Annotated in this window: 13 protein-coding genes; 9 read left to right on the forward strand and 4 right to left on the reverse strand. The window is 61.8% G+C overall.

Annotation, left to right across the window (positions count from 1 at the left end; genetic code table 11):
• The first annotated feature begins 476 nt into the window (after positions 1-476).
• On the forward strand, positions 477-3,827 hold the full coding sequence (locus tag J2R99_RS08635) for a beta strand repeat-containing protein (protein ID WP_307154017.1): 3,351 nt from the start codon (positions 477-479) through the stop codon (positions 3,825-3,827).
• A gap of 114 nt (positions 3,828-3,941) precedes the next feature.
• Here the strand turns inward: J2R99_RS08635 and J2R99_RS08640 are convergent, their stop codons facing one another.
• Positions 3,942-4,778 (reverse strand): PfkB family carbohydrate kinase, encoded by an 837-nt coding sequence (locus tag J2R99_RS08640; protein ID WP_307154018.1) that lies wholly within the window; start codon positions 4,776-4,778, stop codon positions 3,942-3,944.
• Complete coding sequence (locus tag J2R99_RS08645) at positions 4,765-5,778, reverse strand: SIS domain-containing protein (RefSeq protein WP_307154019.1); 1,014 nt, start codon at positions 5,776-5,778, stop codon at positions 4,765-4,767. The genes J2R99_RS08640 and J2R99_RS08645 overlap by 14 nt, the downstream gene beginning before the upstream one ends.
• 246 nt (positions 5,779-6,024) lie before the next feature.
• Between J2R99_RS08645 and J2R99_RS08650 the strand changes: the two genes are divergently transcribed.
• The 8 genes from J2R99_RS08650 (at position 6,025) to J2R99_RS08685 (ending at position 16,651) form a co-directional block, all read left to right on the forward strand.
• Positions 6,025-6,720, forward strand: coding sequence for a GntR family transcriptional regulator (locus tag J2R99_RS08650; RefSeq protein WP_261215300.1), 696 nt, complete (start codon positions 6,025-6,027; stop codon positions 6,718-6,720).
• 143 nt (positions 6,721-6,863) lie between these two features.
• A complete protein-coding gene (locus tag J2R99_RS08655; RefSeq protein WP_307154020.1) occupies positions 6,864-7,706 on the forward strand; it encodes a sugar phosphate isomerase/epimerase family protein in 843 nt (280 codons plus the stop codon).
• Between the two features lie 838 nt (positions 7,707-8,544).
• Positions 8,545-9,879, forward strand: coding sequence for an ABC transporter substrate-binding protein (locus J2R99_RS08660; protein ID WP_307154021.1), 1,335 nt, complete (start codon positions 8,545-8,547; stop codon positions 9,877-9,879).
• The gene (locus tag J2R99_RS08665; protein WP_307154022.1) at positions 9,876-10,847 is read left to right on the forward strand and encodes a carbohydrate ABC transporter permease; all 972 of its coding nucleotides are present in this window, start codon (positions 9,876-9,878) and stop codon (positions 10,845-10,847) included. The genes J2R99_RS08660 and J2R99_RS08665 overlap by 4 nt, the downstream gene beginning before the upstream one ends.
• Positions 10,841-11,701: a carbohydrate ABC transporter permease gene (locus J2R99_RS08670; RefSeq protein ID WP_307154023.1), complete on the forward strand. Its 861-nt coding sequence runs from the start codon at positions 10,841-10,843 to the stop codon at positions 11,699-11,701. Before J2R99_RS08665 ends, J2R99_RS08670 begins: the two co-directional genes overlap by 7 nt.
• 149 nt (positions 11,702-11,850) lie before the next feature.
• Complete coding sequence (locus tag J2R99_RS08675) at positions 11,851-13,269, forward strand: NAD(P)/FAD-dependent oxidoreductase (RefSeq protein ID WP_307154024.1); 1,419 nt, start codon at positions 11,851-11,853, stop codon at positions 13,267-13,269.
• Between the two features lie 125 nt (positions 13,270-13,394).
• Positions 13,395-14,537 carry an ABC transporter ATP-binding protein gene (locus tag J2R99_RS08680; protein WP_307154025.1) on the forward strand — a complete coding sequence of 381 codons (1,143 nt, stop codon included), beginning with the start codon at positions 13,395-13,397 and terminating at the stop codon, positions 14,535-14,537.
• A gap of 569 nt (positions 14,538-15,106) precedes the next feature.
• Positions 15,107-16,651, forward strand: a complete 1,545-nt coding sequence (locus J2R99_RS08685) for a hypothetical protein (protein WP_307154026.1) — start codon at positions 15,107-15,109, stop codon at positions 16,649-16,651.
• 51 nt (positions 16,652-16,702) lie between these two features.
• Here J2R99_RS08685 and J2R99_RS08690 read toward each other — a convergent pair whose 3' ends face one another.
• Entirely contained in the window at positions 16,703-17,905 is a 1,203-nt protein-coding gene (locus tag J2R99_RS08690; protein ID WP_307154027.1) for a thioesterase domain-containing protein, read from the reverse strand.
• Positions 17,906-17,947: 42 nt separating this feature from the next.
• Positions 17,948-19,564: an amino acid adenylation domain-containing protein gene (locus J2R99_RS08695; protein WP_307154028.1), complete on the reverse strand. Its 1,617-nt coding sequence runs from the start codon at positions 19,562-19,564 to the stop codon at positions 17,948-17,950.
• Positions 19,565-19,722: the final 158 nt, after the last annotated feature.

A 19,722-nucleotide genomic window follows, 5' to 3' on the forward strand; every position in this document is an offset into this window, starting at 1 on the left:
AACGGTCCCTGGTGCGACCCTGATCATCGCGACGGCTTCACCCGCAGCTTCACCACCCACAGCTTCACCGAGAAACCCCGGCGAACGCCCGAATAGGCGGCATTCGGTGGTCGCTCGCGTCGCCCTTTCTGGCTGTCTGCGGCGCCTTTTCGGCTTTTCGGAGTCTCTTCATATCAGTTAAATTTGTACGACAAAGCTACATGTAGATTTAAAAATAATATGTATTTTTATATATTTTTGCATGTATTCCTACATGAAAGTAGTTGCGTAAGCGTTTTCTCTTACAAATTGGGGTATATCAGCCACAGATTTTATAGCGCCGGCTAAAAGTTGCGGGCCGTTCAAAAATGTTCTACTTGTGGCGGCAATTCGAGTGATAATGCGGCCATTAATCCTCTCGCAATATTTGTTGTCTAGCGCTGAGGACGACGTGCGGCAATTTGCTCGCCTCCCACCAGACAAGGAAGACGAAAGCCATGCCAACTTATAACGGCGATGCTGGAAACAACACGCTCGAAGGATCGGAGTTTGCCGATACAATCTTCGGGGGTGCGGGCGCCGATTCCATCTCCGCCCTCGGTGGCGGCGATGACATTCGGCTGGTCGCCGATACGGTTGACGGGGGTGGTGGCGACACCATCGATGGTGGCGAGGGGACGGATCGGGTCCTCCTTGATGCGGACACTCTCGACGCAGCCGTAGAGTTTGTCTGGGGCGGCGCGAGCGACAGCATCAGCACGATGACGTCCGGCGGCAGTACGCTTGCAAGCGTCGTCAACGTCGAGAACTTCGAGATCACCACGTCTGGCGATTTCGATGATTCGATCGCGACCGGCGACGGGGCCGATACGATTTCGACCGGCGATGGCGCCGATTCGATCGATGCCGGAGATGGCAATGATCGTATCAGTGTCATTGCCGATGTCAGCGGCGGTGACAGCATCGACGGCGGTGCCGGCACGGATACCCTGACCCTTGATGCTAGCGCCATCACAGGCGGTGTGACATTCGATCTGAATTCGTCGGGTATCACCGACATGGATGACGGATCTTCTACGCTGGCGAGCGTCGAAAATGTTGAAGTGTTCAATATCAATACCGGCAGCGGCAACGATACGATCGCTACGGGGAACGGAAACGATACGATTTCGACCGGCGCAGGCGCAGATTCGATCCTCTCCGGCAGTGGCAACGACACCATCTCCGCCGGCGCTGGCGCTGATTCAATCGATGCGGGGACTGGAAGTGACTACATCAGTGTCTTGGCGGACAGCGGCAATAGCGACAGCATCAATGGCGGTGTCGGCGACACCGATACCCTGGCGCTTGATGCGAGCGCCATCGCAGGCGATGTGACATTCGATCTGAATTCGTCGGGTATCACCGACATGGATGACGGATCTTCTACGCTGGCGAGCGTCGAAGATGTTGAAGTGTTCAATATCACTACCGGCACCGGTAACGACACGATCGCCACCGGCGACGGAAACGACACCATCTCTACCGACGCTGGCGCGGATTCGATCGTGGCAGGTGCTGGCAATGATTCCATCACTGTGTCTGCTGGCGGCGGCGACAGTATTGACGGGGGCACCGGCACTGACACGCTCATCCTGACTGCGAGTGGTCAGGACGGCCCGGTCATCTTCACCGGAGACGCTACCGATGGCGGCGTCATGACCAGCGATAACCCCAGTGATACGCTTGCTGCGGCGGTTGATATTGAAGCCTTCAATGTGACGGGCTCGGAATACGACGACACTCTCAGTGGCAACATTGATAACGACACGCTGAATGGCGGGGGCGGTGCCGATTCTATCCTCGGCGCCGCGGGCGCTGACCGAATTACCACAGGAGCGGGAGCCGATACGGTCGACGGCGGTGCCGACAATGACACCATCACTGTGCAAGCTGGTGGCGGCGACAGCATCGACGGCGGGGACGGCGAGGACCGTGCTTACATTAGTGCGGAGTTGGATTCAGCGTTCGCAATGACCGTCAACGCTTCCAATGTTGCCACCTTGAGCGACGGCGGCTCCGGCACGTTGGCGACGGTTGAGAATGTCGAAACGTTTTACGTCACAGGAAGTAGTGCGGCCGATACGATCAGCGGTGGTGGCGGTGCCGATAGTCTGAGAGGTGGCTCTGGCAACGACACGATTTCCGGCGGTGATGGAAACGACACCGTTAACGGCGAAGGCGGTGCCGACAGCGTGAGCGGCGGTGCGGGCAATGACACGCTTTATGGCGGCACCGAAAATGACACGATCCTTGGTGGCGATGGAGCGGACAGACTTTACGGTGAGGACGGAGCCGACTCGATCGCCACGGGCGCCGGGACCGATACCGTCGACGGTGGGGCAGGCGACGACTTTATCTCCGTGACAGCGGATGGCGGTGACAGCATCAACGGTGGAACCGAAAACGACACCGTCTCCCTGACGGCTGCTTCTTCCGTTAGTGGAGCGCTCACCTTTAGCGTCGATGTGCAGGATCGTGGTGTATTTAGCCAGGGCCTAGATACTCTGGCGACGGCCACGAATGCGGAAAACTTTGTCGTTTATGGTGGCTCTGAGGATGACAGTCTGAGCGGCGGCAGCGGGACGGACACCTTGAATGGCAATGCCGGTGCGGACAGTCTCGTCGGAAATGACGGTGCGGACGTGATCTCGGGCGGCGCGGGCGCTGATTCGATCTTTGGTGGCGCAGGTGCCGATACGCTGAGTGGCGGAGCCGGTAACGACACGTTCTCAGGTCTGGCCTCGGAGCTCAACGGTGAAACCATCACGGACTTCTCGGCGGGGGACATCATCTCGGTTGACCTGGGGAGCGGCCAGAGCATCAGTTCGTTCGCCTACAGCAACGGCGAGATTACATTCGATGTCGGTGGGAGTTCCGTCACTATCGACGTGGCTGATAACCTGAACGCCAGCTATTTTTCTGTCACCGACGGGCTGATCTCCTACAGGGTTTCGGGTGGCCCGTCTGGCCCGACGCCGCCGGTCGGTACGGACGAAGACGATGATCTCCAAGGGTCGGACAATTCGGAATCGATCGCCGGCGGTCTCGGGGCCGATACGATCGAAGGCGGCGGCGGTGCCGATACGCTTTTCTCCGGTGACGGCGACGATCTGTCCTTCGGCGGCGACGGCGACGATCTGATGTTCGGCGGCAACGGCAACGACACGGCGGCTGGCGGCGAAGGCAACGACCAGATGTATGGTGGTGCCGGCGACGATGAGCAGGCCGGCGGTGCGGGCAACGACTTCATCGGTGGCGGGACCGGCAACGATCTCGGCTTCGGTGCGGCCGGCCAGGACGTGCTCTTCGGTGCCGACGGGGCCGATACGACCTATGGCGGCGACGATGACGACACGAGCTATGGCGGCAACGAAGACGATGTACTTCTCTCCGGCAACGGCAACGACGTCTCGGGCGGTGGCCTCGGTGACGATCAGCTGGGCGCCGGCGCCGGCGACGACACCATCTATGGTGGTGCCGGCAACGATACGATCTTCGCCTCCGACGGTGCCGATGTCGCCTATGGCGGCGCGGGCGATGACGTCATCTATCTCGGGGCCGATGACGGGGCGCAGGACATCTACGTCTCCGTTGCCGACAACGGCTCGGACATGGTCTACGGCTTCGAGGACGGCACCGATCTCATCAACCTGACGGGATCGGGCTTTGGAAGCTTCGCCGACGTGCAAGGGTCGATCGGCAGCGATGCCGAGGGGAATGCCACGATCGATCTCGGCGACGGCGACATTCTGACCCTCGTTGGGATCAATGCCAGCGATCTCGATCAGAGCGATTTCCAGTTCTGATCGGCTGATACCAATATCAACGCCTAAAGAGCGGCCCGGGGATGAGATCCATCCCCGGGCCGTTCGCTTTTCTGAGGCGGGTGTTTTTCGGGCGCGCGAGCTATTCGCTCGCGCCTATTCGCTTCGCTGGGGAAAGCCGCCTTCGTGGAGGCAGGTGGCGCTGGCGCGGCGGATGCCGGCCTTCGCCGCCTCCGCGTCATCGGCGCCTTGAAGGCGCGCCACCAGGAAGCCCGCAATGAAACTGTCGCCTGCTCCCGTCGTGTCGACGGGGCTGATCGGCTCCGCCGGCAGATGCAGGCTGCGGCTTGGGGAAATGACGGAAGCGCCCTCTGCGCCGCGTGTGACGACGACGAGGTCTGCGCCCTTTTCGAGCAGGCCTTTGCCGAGCGCTTCGGCGGCTTGCGGTGAGCCCGGCTGCGAGCAGAAGGCGATGTCGAGCGCGTCGGGCGTCAGGTGCTCCGGCGCATTGTTCACCGAGAGATCCTGGGAGAGCGAGCAGCCGGCCGCCTTAAGGCGCCGCTTCAGCGCACCGCCATCGTCGAGCCAGCCGATATGGATATGCGCGGCTTCAAGAAGACGCTCGAAGGATGCCTCGCTCGGCCGGTAGCCGGCGCAGGCGCCAAAATCCTCAAGCGCGATGATGCGCTCGCCTTTGTCCGTCACATGCACCTGGGTGACGGAGGTCGGTTTCGACCGGCGAACGAGAAAGCTCGTATCGACGCCGTTGCGGTGAAGCTCGCGGGCGATGATGTCGCCATTGTCGTCGCGCCCGACGGCGCCGAAATAGGTGGAGGGCAGGCCCAAAATCTGGGCCTGCACCGCGACATTCACGGCATTGCCGCCGGCAAGGCGCACCGAGGGGTGGAAGCGGGCGCCTTCGTCCGGCTTCGCCCCGATTTCGTCGATGCAATTGTCACCGACGGCTGCAAGCCATGGCTCAGTATTCGACACGGCGATAATAGCGGCGCGTCGTGAGCGGATGGTCGCGCATCACCTCAAGATGCGCACTGATGCGCTCCAGCATGGTGGCGAGGAAGGCCGGGGCCAGCAGCTCTCGCGCTTCCGCGGAAAGGCCCTCCGTCGGGTAATCCTTGGTGTCGAGGATGGTGAGCGAGCCGCCGACCTTCGGCACGAAGGCTTCGACGCGTTCGGCCAGCGCCCGGTTCGGGCCTTCGCCCTTCATCAGGATGACGCTGACGCCTTCTTCCACGAGTTCCAGCGTGCCGTGGAAAAAATCGGCCGCATGGATCGGGCGGGTTCGGATCCACTGCATTTCTTCAAGAATGCACATGCCGTAATAGAATGCCTCGTACCAGACATTGCCGGCGCCGGAGACGATGTGCCAGTCGGAGCCCGCGATCACCTTGGCGTAGTCTTCGGCTTTCGGCTCGACCGCCTTTTTCATGCGGAGAAGCTCGCGCGGCAAGTGCTGAATTTCGGCGATGAGGGCATCGTAATTGTCGATCTCGCCGCGGTGCTTCATCACCGAAAGCGCGGCGAAGAGCGACTGGACGTAAAAACTCTCCGATGAGGTATCGTCGGCGGCGAAATTGACGATCGCGTGGTCCGCCTTACGGCCAAGCGGCGTATCGGCGTGGCCGACGAGAGAGACGACCTTGGCGCCACGTTCCTTGGCAAGCTCGAGAAAGGCGACGCTCTCCTTCGTCGTGCCGGACAAAGACGGCATGATGACGAGCGTGCCTTCTTTGAGATTGGCGGAACCGGCGGCGAGAAGCTCCGCCGTGTGGCCGCCAAAAACGGGGAAGGACGAGCGGGCACGCAGAAGCTCCACGGCGGGCTGCATCAAGATTGCCGCGCCGCCCGTGCCGAGGAAGAAAATATTGGGCGCGCCGGCTTTGAGAGCCGCACCCACGATGGCGTCGAGCTCGCCGGCCGTTGCGACCGCGCCCGATTGGATCGCGAGAAAACGCTTTTCGTCGAAATTGAGCATCAGCGGATGATCCTTCTAGCCTTCCAGACAGGTCGCCGATCGCCAGCGGCCATGTTGTCTGACAAGTTGATGGCCCGACAGCAGGCACTTGTCAACTCGCTACGTTCCGCCTTAGGCGGGTAAGGTGTTGATGCGGGCGCCGTGAGCCCGCGCATGGCAGGGTTTCGGCCTCACCGACGACCCGATGCCGCAAAGGGCGAGGATGAAGACATGGCTGGCGCTGGTGGAGGAGGGCAGACGACTGTCATGCGGTTCCGCGACGGCATTCTCAATCTCGTGGCGGAACGGGGCCTGAAGGCTGGCGAGAAGATTCCCACGGAGGCAGAGCTCAAGGCGCATCTCGGCGGTTCGCGCCCGACCATCCGTGAGGCGCTCAAGCTTTTGGAGCAGGCGGGAATTCTCTCCGTCGAACACGGGCGCGGCCGGTTTCTGACCGCGGCGGGGACGCTGCACGTCGCCCGTTCGATCACGCATTTCGAGAGCATCACCGAGATGGCCGGCCATTTCGGTTACAGCTATGAAAACCGGGTGTTGGGGTTTTCCGAGGAGACGCCTGACAAGGCGGTGCGGGCCGCGCTGAAGCTGGCGCCCGGCGAAACCATCATCCGGCTGGAGCGGCTGCGGCTGCATGAGCGCAAGCCGCTCATCTACTGCCTCGCCATGATCCGTCGCAGTTTGATTTCCGATCCGATCTACGAGGTCGATTGGAGCGGCTCGCTCAACGCCGTGCTGGAACGCTACGGCTACCCGCCGCGCATGTCGACGGCCGAGGCGCGCGCGGAAATGCTGCCGGAAAGTGCCGTTTCCCGTCACGGGCTCTCCGATTTCGGGCCTGCCTTTCTGATCGACGAAACGGTTTTCACACGCTCCGGCGAGCCGATCATGTTTGCAAGCGATTGGTACAAGGGCAGCCATTTCGCGTTCAATTTCGCGCGCAAATAAGGGGGGTGGCGGCAGCGATCGCACCTCGTGTCGACCTGAATGGGGCTTGCCGCGGCACGTCTCTCTGAATTGTCAGATGTCTGATCTGCTGGTATCGATCGGTCACGAAACGGGTGGCGGTAATCAAAGCCGGGCAGAAACACATGTCGACGCTTGCGGAAAATCAGCTTTGCGGAATGAACTTCCATTATTTCCGCCATTCATTCTCGCGGTTCCTGGACGATGTGGCGGAGGCCGGTCTGTCGCGCGTCGAACTCTGGGGTGCGCAGCCGCATTTTCATCTTGGGGATCCGTGGCTCCAGCAGGCCCGCAAAATCCGCGACGACATTCGGGCCCGCGGACTCGAGCTCGTTTGTTTCACGCCGGAGCAATGCGTCTATCCCATCAATATCGCGGCCGAAGAGGCCGTGATCCGCGAGCGCAGCTTGAGGTATTTTCTCGACAGCCTGTCGGCCTGCGTCGAGCTCGAGAGCCCCTATCTCCTCGTCACGCCTGGCTGGGGTTATGCCGATCAGGATGCGGGCGAGGCCTGGAAGCGGTCTGCGGAGGGGCTTTCCCTCCTATGCAGGCACGCCGAAAGGCTTGGAATCGTGCTTCTGCTGGAGCCGCTGACACGGGCGGAATCGAACGTCATCAACACGAGTGGCGATCTCGCTCGGATGATGGAGGAGCTTCGCTCTCCGGCCGTGAAGGCCATTCTCGATACGGCCGCGATGGTGGCTGCCGGCGAGACGATCGGCGATTATCTCGGGCGCTTCGGCCCCGATCTGGCGCATGTACATTTCATCGACGGCGATGATGCGGGCGCCCACCTCGCCTGGGGCGACGGGTCCTATCCGCTGCACACATTCCTCGCCGAACTTCAGGGCGGGGGCTATGCGGGAAGTCTCTCGTTTGAGTTCACCTCCTCCAAGTACTGGCTCGATCCTCTGCCGCCGATGCGCGACAGCGCCATCCTGATCCGCCGCGAGCTTCAAGCGCTGTAAGGCGCGGAGTGCGGCAGAGGTGGGGGTCGTGGTGCCATTCCTCGGCGGCGCCGAGCTTCCAGCGTACTGTTCTTCGTCTCTTGAAAAGCACAATTTGTTGCGGCCCGGACCGGATCCGATTCATCCTGGCCGGCGACATTTCTTAGAACGCTACTGTCCTGCTTTTGGCTGGAAAGCCAAATATGGCGGATATCCGAACGGGTGAATGCTGCATTGCAGCAATAATGAGCATGGCGAAATTTCCGCCTTGACACTCTGCTGACGGCAATGTTGTCTGACGTCTAATGGAAAGGGTCACCTCTTTTCAGCGACTTTGACACCATGCCAAAGGGGTTGGCGCGATGGGCTCAGGCGAGATCAGTGTTGCTGCGGCAACTCCTGTCGATGCCGGGCGCTATCTCGGCGCAGAGACGCGCGCAACGCCCCGTCCTCTTGTTCCTGCACAAATCGCCAGCGGCCTGAAGGCTCGCAATTCCGGCCGTGTCGCCCGTTTTCGGGCATCTGCGCAGAGCTTTGTTGGCCCTTCAGAGACGGTCTGGTTCCGGCGCGAGGGCGCTCGGTGCACGCGTGAAACATCGGCGCTGCCGGCTGTTCGCCGCGCGGTCGATTCCCGGTCCAACTTTGCGTGCAGAGGCAATCGCTCCGATCTTGCCGCCGCCTCTCGGCCACAAGATGTCAGACTAGTTCTGCCGCAAACCCATTTGCCTTGCGGATGTACGCCCCTTGGGCGCCGGCCGCTCGATGCGCCGATGGCTGGCCCTGATTGCGGTCGCTTCGGCAGAAACCTCGCCCGCGGGGCGATGCGAACAATGGGTTCAACCGCACTGAAGGAGAAGCAATGAAGCATCCACTGAAGGCCGCGGTGATGGCAGGCGTCGCCGTCTCCGCACTGATCCTTTCGACGGCCGCGGGTCCGGCTGCACCGCTGAAAGAGGTCGTGGTGGCCGATCCCGACGCCCCTGTGAAATATGAGGGGACGGTCTCCGTCCTCACGAAATTCGGTCTGGAGCAGCTTTCGCCGTTCTTTGAGGAGCTGGCGAAGAAATATGAAGAGCTGCATCCGGGCGTGACGGTCGAGCTCGACCAGGAGAGTGACGACAGCGTCAAAGGCAAGACCAAGACCCTTGTGGCCTCCAACTCTCTGCCCGACATCTATTTCACCTGGACCGGCAATTGGGGCCACAATTTCGTCCGCGGCAACCGCGCCGTCGATCTGACGAAGGTGATCGGTCCGGGCACGGAATGGGGCGAGACATTCGCTCCGGCTGCCGTCAAGTCATTCATCTACAATGACAAATATTTCGGCATTCCGCTTTATCTCGACGCCAAGTTCATGGGCTACAACAAGGCCATGTTCGAGAAGGCCGGTATCGACAAGCCGGAAACCTTCGACGAGCTGATCGCCGCCTGCGACGCCCTTAAAGAGACGGGTGTCACGCCGATCTCGCTCGGCAACAAGGAAGCCTGGCCTGTCGTCCATTATGTCGGTCAGCTGCTTGCCTACAACGTGCCGCAGGAGACGCTCGAGAAGGATTTCGATCCGGAACAGGCGGAATACTCCCATCCGGGCTACGTGAAGGCTCTGAAAGAGTTCAAACAGATCGAGGAGCATTGCACAGACGGCGCCTCGATGAACGGCACGTCCTATGCGTCGGCGCTGCAGGCGTTCAGCAACGCTCAATCGGCGATGTACTATCAGGAAATCCTGGAGTTCGATCAAAGCGCGACGACGGACACGCCTCTGAAGGTCGAGGATTTCGGCTTCTTCCAGCTGCCGGCGCCGGCCGATGCGGAGGGCGATCCGAAAGCCATCGAGGGCGCGCCGGAGGGCTACATGATCAATGCCCGCTCCTCCAACATCCCGCTCGCGATCGACTTCATGAAATTCGTGACCTCGCCTGAGAATGCCAAGACCCTGTCGGCACCGCCCTATGGCCAGCCGACCTCGGTCAAGGGTGTCGTCAACGAAGAGGTGTCCAGCCCGACCGTGGTCGAGGGGATGCAGGATATTGCCGAGGCGTCCTATCTCATGCCCTGGCTCGATACGGCCAACACACCGCATGTGGCCGCGGCGTGGCTGACCAGCCTGCAGGCTCTCGCCGGAGACACCATGACCCCGGAAGAGGTCGTGGATAAGGTCCGGGAGGCGGCCAAGGCGGAGGCCCGTCGGTGAAAACGACAGGTTCGGATCTGGGGCGGCTTTCGGTCAGCACCAGAAACGAAGACGCGCTTGAAACGGTGGCAGGTGGGCGCTGGCGCGCCCACCTGCGCAACGTCGCATCGCTTCGCTGGGTGGCGATCTCGCTGATCGTCCTGTGTTGGTTCGTCTATTATCCGATCGTCGACAATTTTCTGATCAGCACGACCGAGGAAGACATCTTCACCGGTGAAGTCCTGCATGTGGGCCTCGCCAATTACGACCGGCTGATCCACGATCCCGTCGTCTGGCGCGCGCTCTGGAACAACTTTGCCTATGCCGGGCTCTCGATCGTCTTTCAGGTCTTCGGCGCTTTCGTGCTGGCGGCGACCATCGAGGGGCTGGCCAGCGACCGCTGGCGACGTTTCTGGCGCGCGGTCTATTTCATCCCCTCCGCCATCTCGATCACCGTCAGCGGCCTTCTCTTCTATTTCATCTACCAGCCCAAGATCGGTCTGCTGAACGCAGCCCTTGATAACATCGGGCTCGGCTTTCTCATTCAGCCCTGGCTCGGCAGCGAACACACGGCGATCTACGCCATCATCGCGATGAGCCAGTGGCAGGGTTTCGGCTATTCGACGCTCTTGTTTGCGGTCGCCATCCAGAAGATCCCGCGCGAATTGTTCGATGCGGCGATCATGGACGGGGCGGGCCCGATCCGGCGGCTGTGGAGCCTGACCTTCCCGCTCACCCGCGAGATGACCGGTCTCATGGTCATCGTCACCATCACCGGCGCCTTTCAGGTGTTCAACGAGGTCATGGTGATGACGGGCGGCGGGCCGAACAACAGCAGTCAGGTCCTCGGTACCTGGCTTTATCAGCAGGGCTTCATCGAGAACAATTTCGGCTATGGCGCGGCGATCGCGGCGGTGGTCTTCGTCGTCACGCTCCTCACCGGCATCGCGCAGCTCTGGTACACGAAGCGGCGGAGGGTGCAATGGTGAGCACGGAAACCGCGGCCCCCGTCAAGGAAACCAGCATCTGGACGGGGCTCTCCAAGGCGTTCCTTTGGTCGTTCCTCATCTGCCTCGGCATCGTTGTCGTCTACCCGCTTTTGTGGATGGCGATGAACGGCTTCAAGAACAACGTCCAGATCTTCGGCGATCCGTTCGCATTGCCGACGCAATGGTCCTGGCAGAATTATGTGCGCGCCTGGAACCAGGGCGTGCGCGATTATGTGGCGGTGAGCGTTCTCGTCACGGTCGCGTCGGCGATCTGCACCGTCATGATCAGTGCCTGGACGGCATTCGGGCTGACGCGCAGCAAGCTGCCGGGCAAGCCGATCGTGCTGATCGTGGTCCTGGGGGGTCTGATGCTCAGCCCGACCGTGGCGCTCATTCCGCTCGTCAAGATGTTCCAGGCGCTCGGCCTCTACAACACTTTCTGGGCGCTCATCATCCTCTACACGGCGTTTCGCGTGCCGTTCACCACCTTCCTCATTCGCGCCTACATGCTCGATCTGCCGAGCGAACTCGACGAGGCGGCGACGATGGACGGTGCGAGCGAAGGTCAGCGATTCTGGCGGATCATCCTGCCGATGTGTCGGCCGATCATCGCCTCGTGCATCATCCTGCACGTCTTGTTCGCCTGGAACGAATACATCTTCGCAATGGTGTTCACGAGCGGCACGGACATGACGACTTTGCCGGTCGGTCTGACCGCGATCATGGCCAAGCACGGCACCGACTATTCGGTCGTCTTCGCCGCGATGACCATTTCGGCTTTGCCGATCGTGATCATCTTCTTTGCAACCCAGCGCTACTTCATCCGCGGTCTTGCCGAGGGCATCGGCAAATAAGTGATGGGCGCGAGGCATCTTCGATATCTCGGGGGCCGGCAGGGGTCTGTCGTTGCGGACGGACTTGCGCCGGCCTCGACCGAAAAGACCGATCGCCTGACCGCGTCGTCCGGGATCCCGCAATTCGTCGTTACGGCTAGGAAAGACTGATGGCCACAATCACTTTGAGGCAGCCGAGTGCCGCGCAACCGAGCGACCGGGCGTTCTGGCTCCAGGATATCGGAGCTGATGCGGCAACGCCGCCGGTGGCGGGGAACGTGCGCGCCGATGTCGCCATCGTCGGGGGCGGGTATACCGGCCTGTGGACGGCTTTGCGGATCAAGGAAGCCGCGCCGGACACCCGTGTCGTCCTGCTCGAAGCCGATTTCTGCGGCTCCGGCGCGTCGGGCCGAAACGGCGGTCAGGTGCATTCCTGGTTTGCAGAGATCGACCAGCTGAGTGCGGTCGTCGGTGACGAGGAGGCCCGAAGCCTTTGCCTTGCCTCCGTCGATTCGATCGCCGAGCTCGAAGAGCTGCAGCGTTCCGGTCTCGTCGATATGGATCTGAGGCTCGACGGCTGGCTGTGGACGGCAAGTTCGATCGCGCAAGAAGGCGCCTGGGCGAAAGCCGTCGCCATGACCGAGGCGGCGGGGGCCGACCGTTTCGAGCTGCTCAGCGCAGAAGATATCGAACGGCGGACGGGCTCGAGCGCATCCTATCTCGGTGTCATCGAAAAGAATGCCGGCACGGTGCAGCCGGCAAAGCTTGCGTGCGGTCTTCGCGATCTTGCGATCTCACGCGGTGTGACGATCCACGAGCGCAGTCCCGTGCAGGAGATCGTTCCCGGCGCGACCGTAAGGTTGCGCACGTCGAACGGCGTGGTCGAGGCCGATAAGGTCGTGCTTGCAGCCAACGCCTGGCTGTCGGCCCTGCCGGAACTCAGGCATCATATGTATGTGGTCGACAGCCGGGTCATCGCCACGGGCAAGGCGCCTGGCATTCTCGACCGTCTCGGGTGGCGAGACGGGGCGTCCATCTGCGATTCCCAGGATCAGGTGCTTTATTATCAACGGACGGACGAGGGCCGCGTTGTTCTCGGGCGCGGCACCGGTGGCGTCGCGTTCCGCGGCGATTTCGGTCCGAGTTTCAACCGCAACCCGCAGGGCGTACGAGACAATCTGCGCGAGCTTCATCGGCTCTATCCCAAACTGCGTGGCGTGCCGGTCGAATTCGACTGGGCAGGGCCGATCGACTGCGTCCCTGAGCACGTGCCGGTGTTCGATCATCTCAAGGACCAGCCCAACATCTTCTTCGGCATGGGCTACAACGGCACGGGCATTGCGCAGGCGCCGATTGGCGGACACATTCTCGCAAGCCTGGCGCTCGGTCGTAAAGATCGCTGGAGCCAATGCGGGCTCGTGGGGCTCGCCGGACGCGCAAGCCTGCCGCCGGAGCCGTTCCGCTATATCGGCGCGAAGCTTGTCGGGGCCGCAATCAACCGCAAGAACGAGGCAGAGATCCGCAACCGCATTCCGGACCCCGTGACGCGTCTCCTGATCAAGCTGATGCCGGGGGCTTCAGAGCATTGAGCGGCGTCACAACCGCCGGGCGGGCCACGCCTTCAGTTCGGCAGGCTCGTCAGAGAAGAACATTTTGGATCGCCGGGTGCCGCGCGGGACAGCGCGACCGGAACGAAGCAACGAGGAAGTAAGCCATGGTGGGTGTTGCGCTCAAGCAGGTGAAGAAATCCTACGGCAATCACGAGGTTCTTCACGGCATAGATCTCAATATCGATCCTGGTGAATTCATCGTCTTCGTGGGCCCGTCGGGGTGCGGAAAGTCGACCCTATTGCGCGTCATCGCCGGGCTTGAGGAGATGACCTCCGGAGAATTGCGCATCGGCGGCAGGCTTATGAACGACGTGCCGCCCGCCAAGCGCGGCATCGCCATGGTGTTCCAGTCCTACGCGCTCTATCCGCATATGACGGTCTACGACAACATGGCCTTCAGCATGAAGATCGCGCGCGAAAAGAAGGCAAAGATCGACGCGCGCGTGCGTCAGGCGGCCGAGATCTTGCAGCTCACGCCCTATCTCAACCGGCTTCCCAAAGCTCTGTCCGGCGGGCAGCGGCAACGCGTTGCCATCGGTCGCGCGATCGTGCGCAATTCGGAAGTCTTCCTGTTCGACGAGCCGTTGTCGAACCTCGACGCGGCCCTGCGCGTGGCGACCCGCATCGAAGTGGCGAAGCTGAAGGAATCTCTGCCCGACACGACGATGATCTACGTGACCCACGATCAGGTGGAGGCGATGACATTGGCCGACCGTATCGTCGTGTTGAAGGACGGCTGCATCGAGCAGGTGGGGACGCCGGAAGAGCTGTACCGGGAGCCCACGAACTTGTTCGTCGCCCAGTTTATCGGCTCGCCGGCCATGAACCTTCTACCGGCGAGGGTCGAGGAGACCGGTCCGAAAACCGTTATCGCCTATGCCAACGGAACAAGGATGCAGGTGCCGGTCCCCACGCCAGGTTCTGCCAAGGGCTCTGCCGTCGATATCGGCGTGCGGCCGGAGGAGCTCCGAATCACCGAGGGTGAGCACATTTTCGAGGGCGTTGTCGATTACGCGGAATATCTCGGCGAAGTGCAGCTCGTCTATTTCAAGACCGAGGATGAAGAGCATCCCTTCATCGCCAAACTTCCCGGCAACGTGAATGTCGAACGTGGCGCGCGTCTCAAACTGGGCGCAGACGCCGGAAGCCTGCATGTGTTCGATGCCGAGGGCCGGGCGTTTCGTGGCTTGGACGGGTCGGCAGACGAGAAGGCTGTGCGCCCCTCGCTGGCAGCAACGCACTCCTAGAACAGAAACGCATGGCGCGGCGGATGGCGTTCGCCGCGCGTAGCCGATCTCACGTCAGCCTCTTGCGTCTGCGTTCTCGCTCTCCTTGAGCGTTGGCGCCTGCATGAGCGGGCCGCGCGTGCCTGTCTCCGCCGGCCGGCTTCTCTTGCGGATCGCCGCCACTCGACGCCTGTCCTGATCCGGCAAGGCGCGCTCTGGCGCAGCGCCCGCCCACACACCATTCTTCCCGAGTGTGCAGCTATGTGCCCGAGCGTGCAGCGATGTGCGCTCCTTGCGCCAGAGGCTGCATTAGGCTTTCTAACTCGTAAAGACCGGTGAGAGCTAATTTTATCAAATAAATTCTATAAGTTTTTTGCTATTATCTTATAGTGAAGTAGAGTAATCTCTATGATCTAAAGTTAACCAGAACATAACTTATCCCAAAGATGGTCGTTTCTTATCTCATTTCTAACAATCTGCGTGCCCTTGGTGGCCCCGAGTTGTTGCGGGCGGTCGGGCTGCTTTTCGGTCTCTTCGGCGCAGGCTTCGCCCAGGCATCAACTCCAACGGTCAACAACGGTTGGATTGATATGGCCTCCACGACACGCACGGGCGCGGTCGATTTCAAGAGTGCGATGAGCGCCGATGCGTTCGTCGATACGATCGGCGTCAACACGCATCTGAACTGGACGGATACTGCCTATGCGCGGGCCGGGCTCGTCGAGAGCGAACTCGTCTATCTCGGTATCGACAATCTGCGGGACGTCATCCCGTTGAATTTCCAGGCAAAGGTCTATGAGGATTTCGCGGCCAAGGGCTACGACTTCAACTTTCTCGTTCAGGTGGTCGACGGGGCGCCTCTGATCGATCAAGGGGTGAAGACGGCCGCCGACTTTTTGAAAACCCATCCCGGCAGCATTGACGCGATCGAGGCTCCCAACGAAATCAATCTCTGGCCGGCGAGCCTTGCCGGCAAATCGGGGCTTGCCGCCGGCGGCTCGATCCAGGCGCATCTTTATCAGGCGGTGAACGCCAATGCTGTCCTTGGCGATGTCCCCGTGATCGGTCTCTCGGTGGCGTATGCCAACGAGAAGCTCATGGCCTCTCTCGGGGATCTCTCGAAATGGGCCGATTACGGCAACGCCCACATCTATTATCCGAACTCTCTGAAACCTCAGGAGCAATGGGACACCATTCTCGAGGCGAGCCGGATGCCGACCGGCGACAAGCCCGTCGTCGTGACGGAAACCGGCTTCTACACCTTGCCCGACGCCACGATGGGTGTGAGCGAAGAGGTGCAGGCCAAGCAGATCCTCAATGTGCTGATGGACGCAGCCGAAGACGGCGTCGAGAAAACCTACATTTATCAGCTGATGGACCCCTATCACGATCGCGACCTCGATCCGGAGAACAATTGGGGGCTCTTCAATGCCGATGGCTCCCCCAAGATGGCGGCGACGGCTTTGCACAATCTGACGACGATCCTCGCCGACAATTCGGATGTTTCAGCGACGGCGCATGGGACGCTGCAATACGGGATCGAAAACCTTCCCGAAACGGCCAAGCATATGGTCCTGACGGAGGCCGACGGGACGGTCGATCTCGTTATCTGGAACGAGGAATTGATCTGGGACAGTGCGACGGCGAGCGAGAAGCCCGCCTCCGCCTATGTGTCGACCCTGACGGTTGGAAGCACCGCCGACCTTTCCGTCTATGATCCCCTGATCAGTGGCACCGACGCGATTGCCCACACTGAAGACGGCAAGCGGATTTCCTTCGAGCTCTCCGACCATCCGATCGTCATCGAGATCAGCGACTACGACGACGCGGCGGTGTTGCCGGGCGGCGGTGTGGTTCCCGTCACGCCAAAAGGCCCGCCGACCGCGCCCGCCGGACACGATTCCTCAACGGGGCCGCGGAGCCTGTTCGGAGCTTTTGCAGCTCGCGTCGAGCAGCGTGGCGCGGCTGCGAGCGATGAAGATCATGGGCCCGGCAGTGGTTTTCTCTCCCACGGTGCCGTGCGGTCTGTCGCCAGCGCCGATCCCGGATTCGGCATCGAGGCGTTTGAGCACGCCGCGCACGGTGTCGCCGATATCTTCGATGATGTCCTGCAATCGGACTGGCTGGCCTTTTGACCGACCCCGATCGGAGGGCTGAATCCTGCTGCTTGTGTCGGCTCAGATGATCTACGGCCTGGGCGATGAACAACCCGGCTCGCGCGAGTGCGTTCTCCAAACCTCCCGGGACGCGTCGTCGGTGAGGTGATTGTACCGGGCGAGGGCCTTATCGAGGGCCTGAGCCATTTGGTCGAGGCCGGTCCCGCTCCAGATTTCGGTGTGGGAGCCAACCACCCGCGCGTGGCTGAGTTTGCCGTGAATCAGGCTTGTCCAGCCAAAGGCCTGGTCGATGAAGCGGCTTCTCGGCTGATCGTCGCTCCAGATCGCCAGGACGTCGCCCTGATAATCCTGCACGCGGTGCCTTTCGCCGGCGGCGTCGATCGCCCTGAAGAGCGCGAGGTCATCCGGGTCGAGCGCCTGTTCCGGCTCATTCATCATGCGTCGAACGAGATTGCGTGTGGAGATCAGGCGCCGCCGCACGGTGTCGCTCCGCCGGTGAAGGTCGCGGAGGCCGGAGAAACCGTTCGGTAGCGCCGCTCTCAGATGAGCTGAGGCGCGATGCAGGAAGAAGGCCGTTCGCCCAAGCATCGTCCCTCCGCCGGCGCGGTATCCTGGCGCCCAGCCATCGACGACGACGACGAGAGGAATGTTCTCTCCCGTCTCTTTCATCTGACGTGCGATTTCGAGGGCAAGTCGTCCCGCAAAGCAGAAGCCGATGAGGATATAGGGGCCCCGGGGGCGCGCATCGCGGATCGCCGTGACGACATGCGCCGCGATCTCCGAATAAGACTGGCAAAGAAGATCGACCTCTTCCGGCATCGGCACCGCGAGAAAGGGCTGGTCGCTGCCGAGCCTTGCGGCAAGCTCGCGGTAGATAACCGTATCGTGGACGGCGATGATCGGGATGCGGGAGCCTGCGGGTTGGAGGGCAATGGCGCGCGATTGCGGCTGGCTCTTTGCGGCGATGATTTCGGCAAGCGCGGTGACGGTCGGAGCGCGATAGAAGGTCTCCAGCGGAATGTTGCAGCCATAGAGCCTGCGGATTTGGGCGAGGCAGCGGTAGGCGGTGAGGGACGAGCCGCCGAGAGCGAAGAAATCGTCGTTCGGGCCGATGTGCGTGACTTGCAGGAGATCTTCCCAGGCCGTCAAAAGAGCCGAGACGATGGGCGCGTTCCCGCAGGCAGGATCGGACGATCGCGCCGGAGCGTCATCGCTCTGATAAGGCTCTTCCGGTTCAACGAAAGCGCCCTCCGGGAAGACGTTCTCAGTCAAGGTCGGGCTCCCTGCGATGGTGCCTGGTCGCGCTGTCCTCTCTCATGCGGCTTCTTCCCTCGCTGCCCTGTGCTGGGCCGGCGCCATGACGGGCTCTCCGCCGTTCTCGCCGCCCGGGTTTCGGGGAGGCTCAAAAAGCGTCGCGAGGAGCGCGGTCCGGTCGAGTTTGCCGTTCCGGTTCACCGGAAAACGCTCCATCACGTTCAGTCTTGCCGGGACGGCCTCTGGCGACAGGATCTGGCGCAGCCTCGCCATGATCGCCGCCTCGTCGGGCCAAGCCTGCGCAGGCCGCAGGAAGGCGACGACCTGTTTTTCGCCGGGGCGGATTTCGCGCACCGTCGCGACGGCGTCGGCGACGTTCGGCATTTCCTCCAGGATGGCTTCGATCTCGGACAGCTCGACGCGTTTGCCGTTGATCTTCACCTGCAGGTCCGCACGACCGATGAATTCGATGTCTCCGTCGGGATTTCTGAGGACGAGATCCCCCGTGCGGTAGAGTTTTGCTTCGCTCTCTTCTGCAAAGGGATCGTCGAGGAACGACCTTTCCGTCCGCTCCGGCTCGCCGAAATAGCCGAGCGCCACGCCGAGACCTCCGGTGTAGAGCTCGCCGATCTCTCCATCCGGGACCGGCTGCATGTTGCTATCCAGAATATGCGTCGTGGTGCCGGGGATCGCCTTGCCGATTGGCGCCGGAGACGGCATCGGGCCCGTCGGCGGCAAGGCGTAAGCGGTGGTGAAGGTGGTGTTTTCCGTCGGTCCGTAGCAGTTCACGAGATGCGCATGCGGGAGCAGGCGGCGCGCTTTTTCGGCATGTGCGACGGAGAGAACGTCGCCGCCGGTCAAAATCTGCCGGAGGGGCATCAGATCCTCCGGCACCTCCTCGATCAGCAGGTTGAAGAGGCCGGAGGTCAGCCACAGTGTCGTGACGCCATGGCGGCGAACCGCCTCGCCGATATCGAGCGGTGAAGGTCTCGGATTGTCGATGAAAGCGAGGGCGCCGCCATTGAGAAGGGGCGCCCAGATCTCGAGAGTGGAGGCGTCGAAGGCGAGGGGAGCGAATTGAAGAAAGATCTCGCTCTCGTCCATGCGGGCGTACTGGGCGCCTTTCACCAGTCGCACGATGCCTCGATGCGGGACCATCACACCCTTCGGTGCCCCCGTCGAGCCAGAGGTGAACATGATGTAGGCGAGGTCCTCAGCGCCCGGAGGTGGGCTTTCGAGGCGAGGGTCTGCGGCGGCGATCCGCTCAGCCTCATGCTGCAGGCAGAAGATGTCGCCACTCCATTCAGGGATTGCAGGAAGGCGGGCGAGGAGCTCTTCATCGACCAGTGCGAGAGGGGCGTCCAAACGCGCGAAGAGCGCGCCGATCTGTCCGTCGGGCAGGCTGGGATCGATCGGCACATAGGCGGCGCCGAGCTTCAGAATGGCAAGATAGGCCGCGACGCTGAGCGGCCTCTGGAGAGTGAGCGTCGGGACGAGATCGCCGCGCCCAACGCGGTGCTGCCGCAGAACCTGGGATATGCGGTTCGACCATTGGTCGAGAGCGAGATAGGTGATCGGACCGGTGTCTGCGAGGAGCGCCGCGGCGGAGGGGCGCCGGGTAACCTGCTCGGCAAAGCAATTGATAACGGAGTGGGCATTCGCGGGTCCGTCTACCACCCCGTCCGCCGGTCCACCGCGCTCCGCCGGCTGCCCCACGGGCCGCCCGGCCGCACGCCCCGTCGACGCTCGATTGCTTCCGCCGAACAGAGCTGCAAGCCTGCCGGCACCTCGTCCCGTGAAAGCCATTTTGCGGTCCTGTCGTTTAGTCGTGAATG

Source organism: Rhodopseudomonas julia (assembly GCF_030813515.1).
Classification (GTDB): Bacteria; Pseudomonadota; Alphaproteobacteria; order Rhizobiales; family Afifellaceae; genus Afifella; species Afifella julia.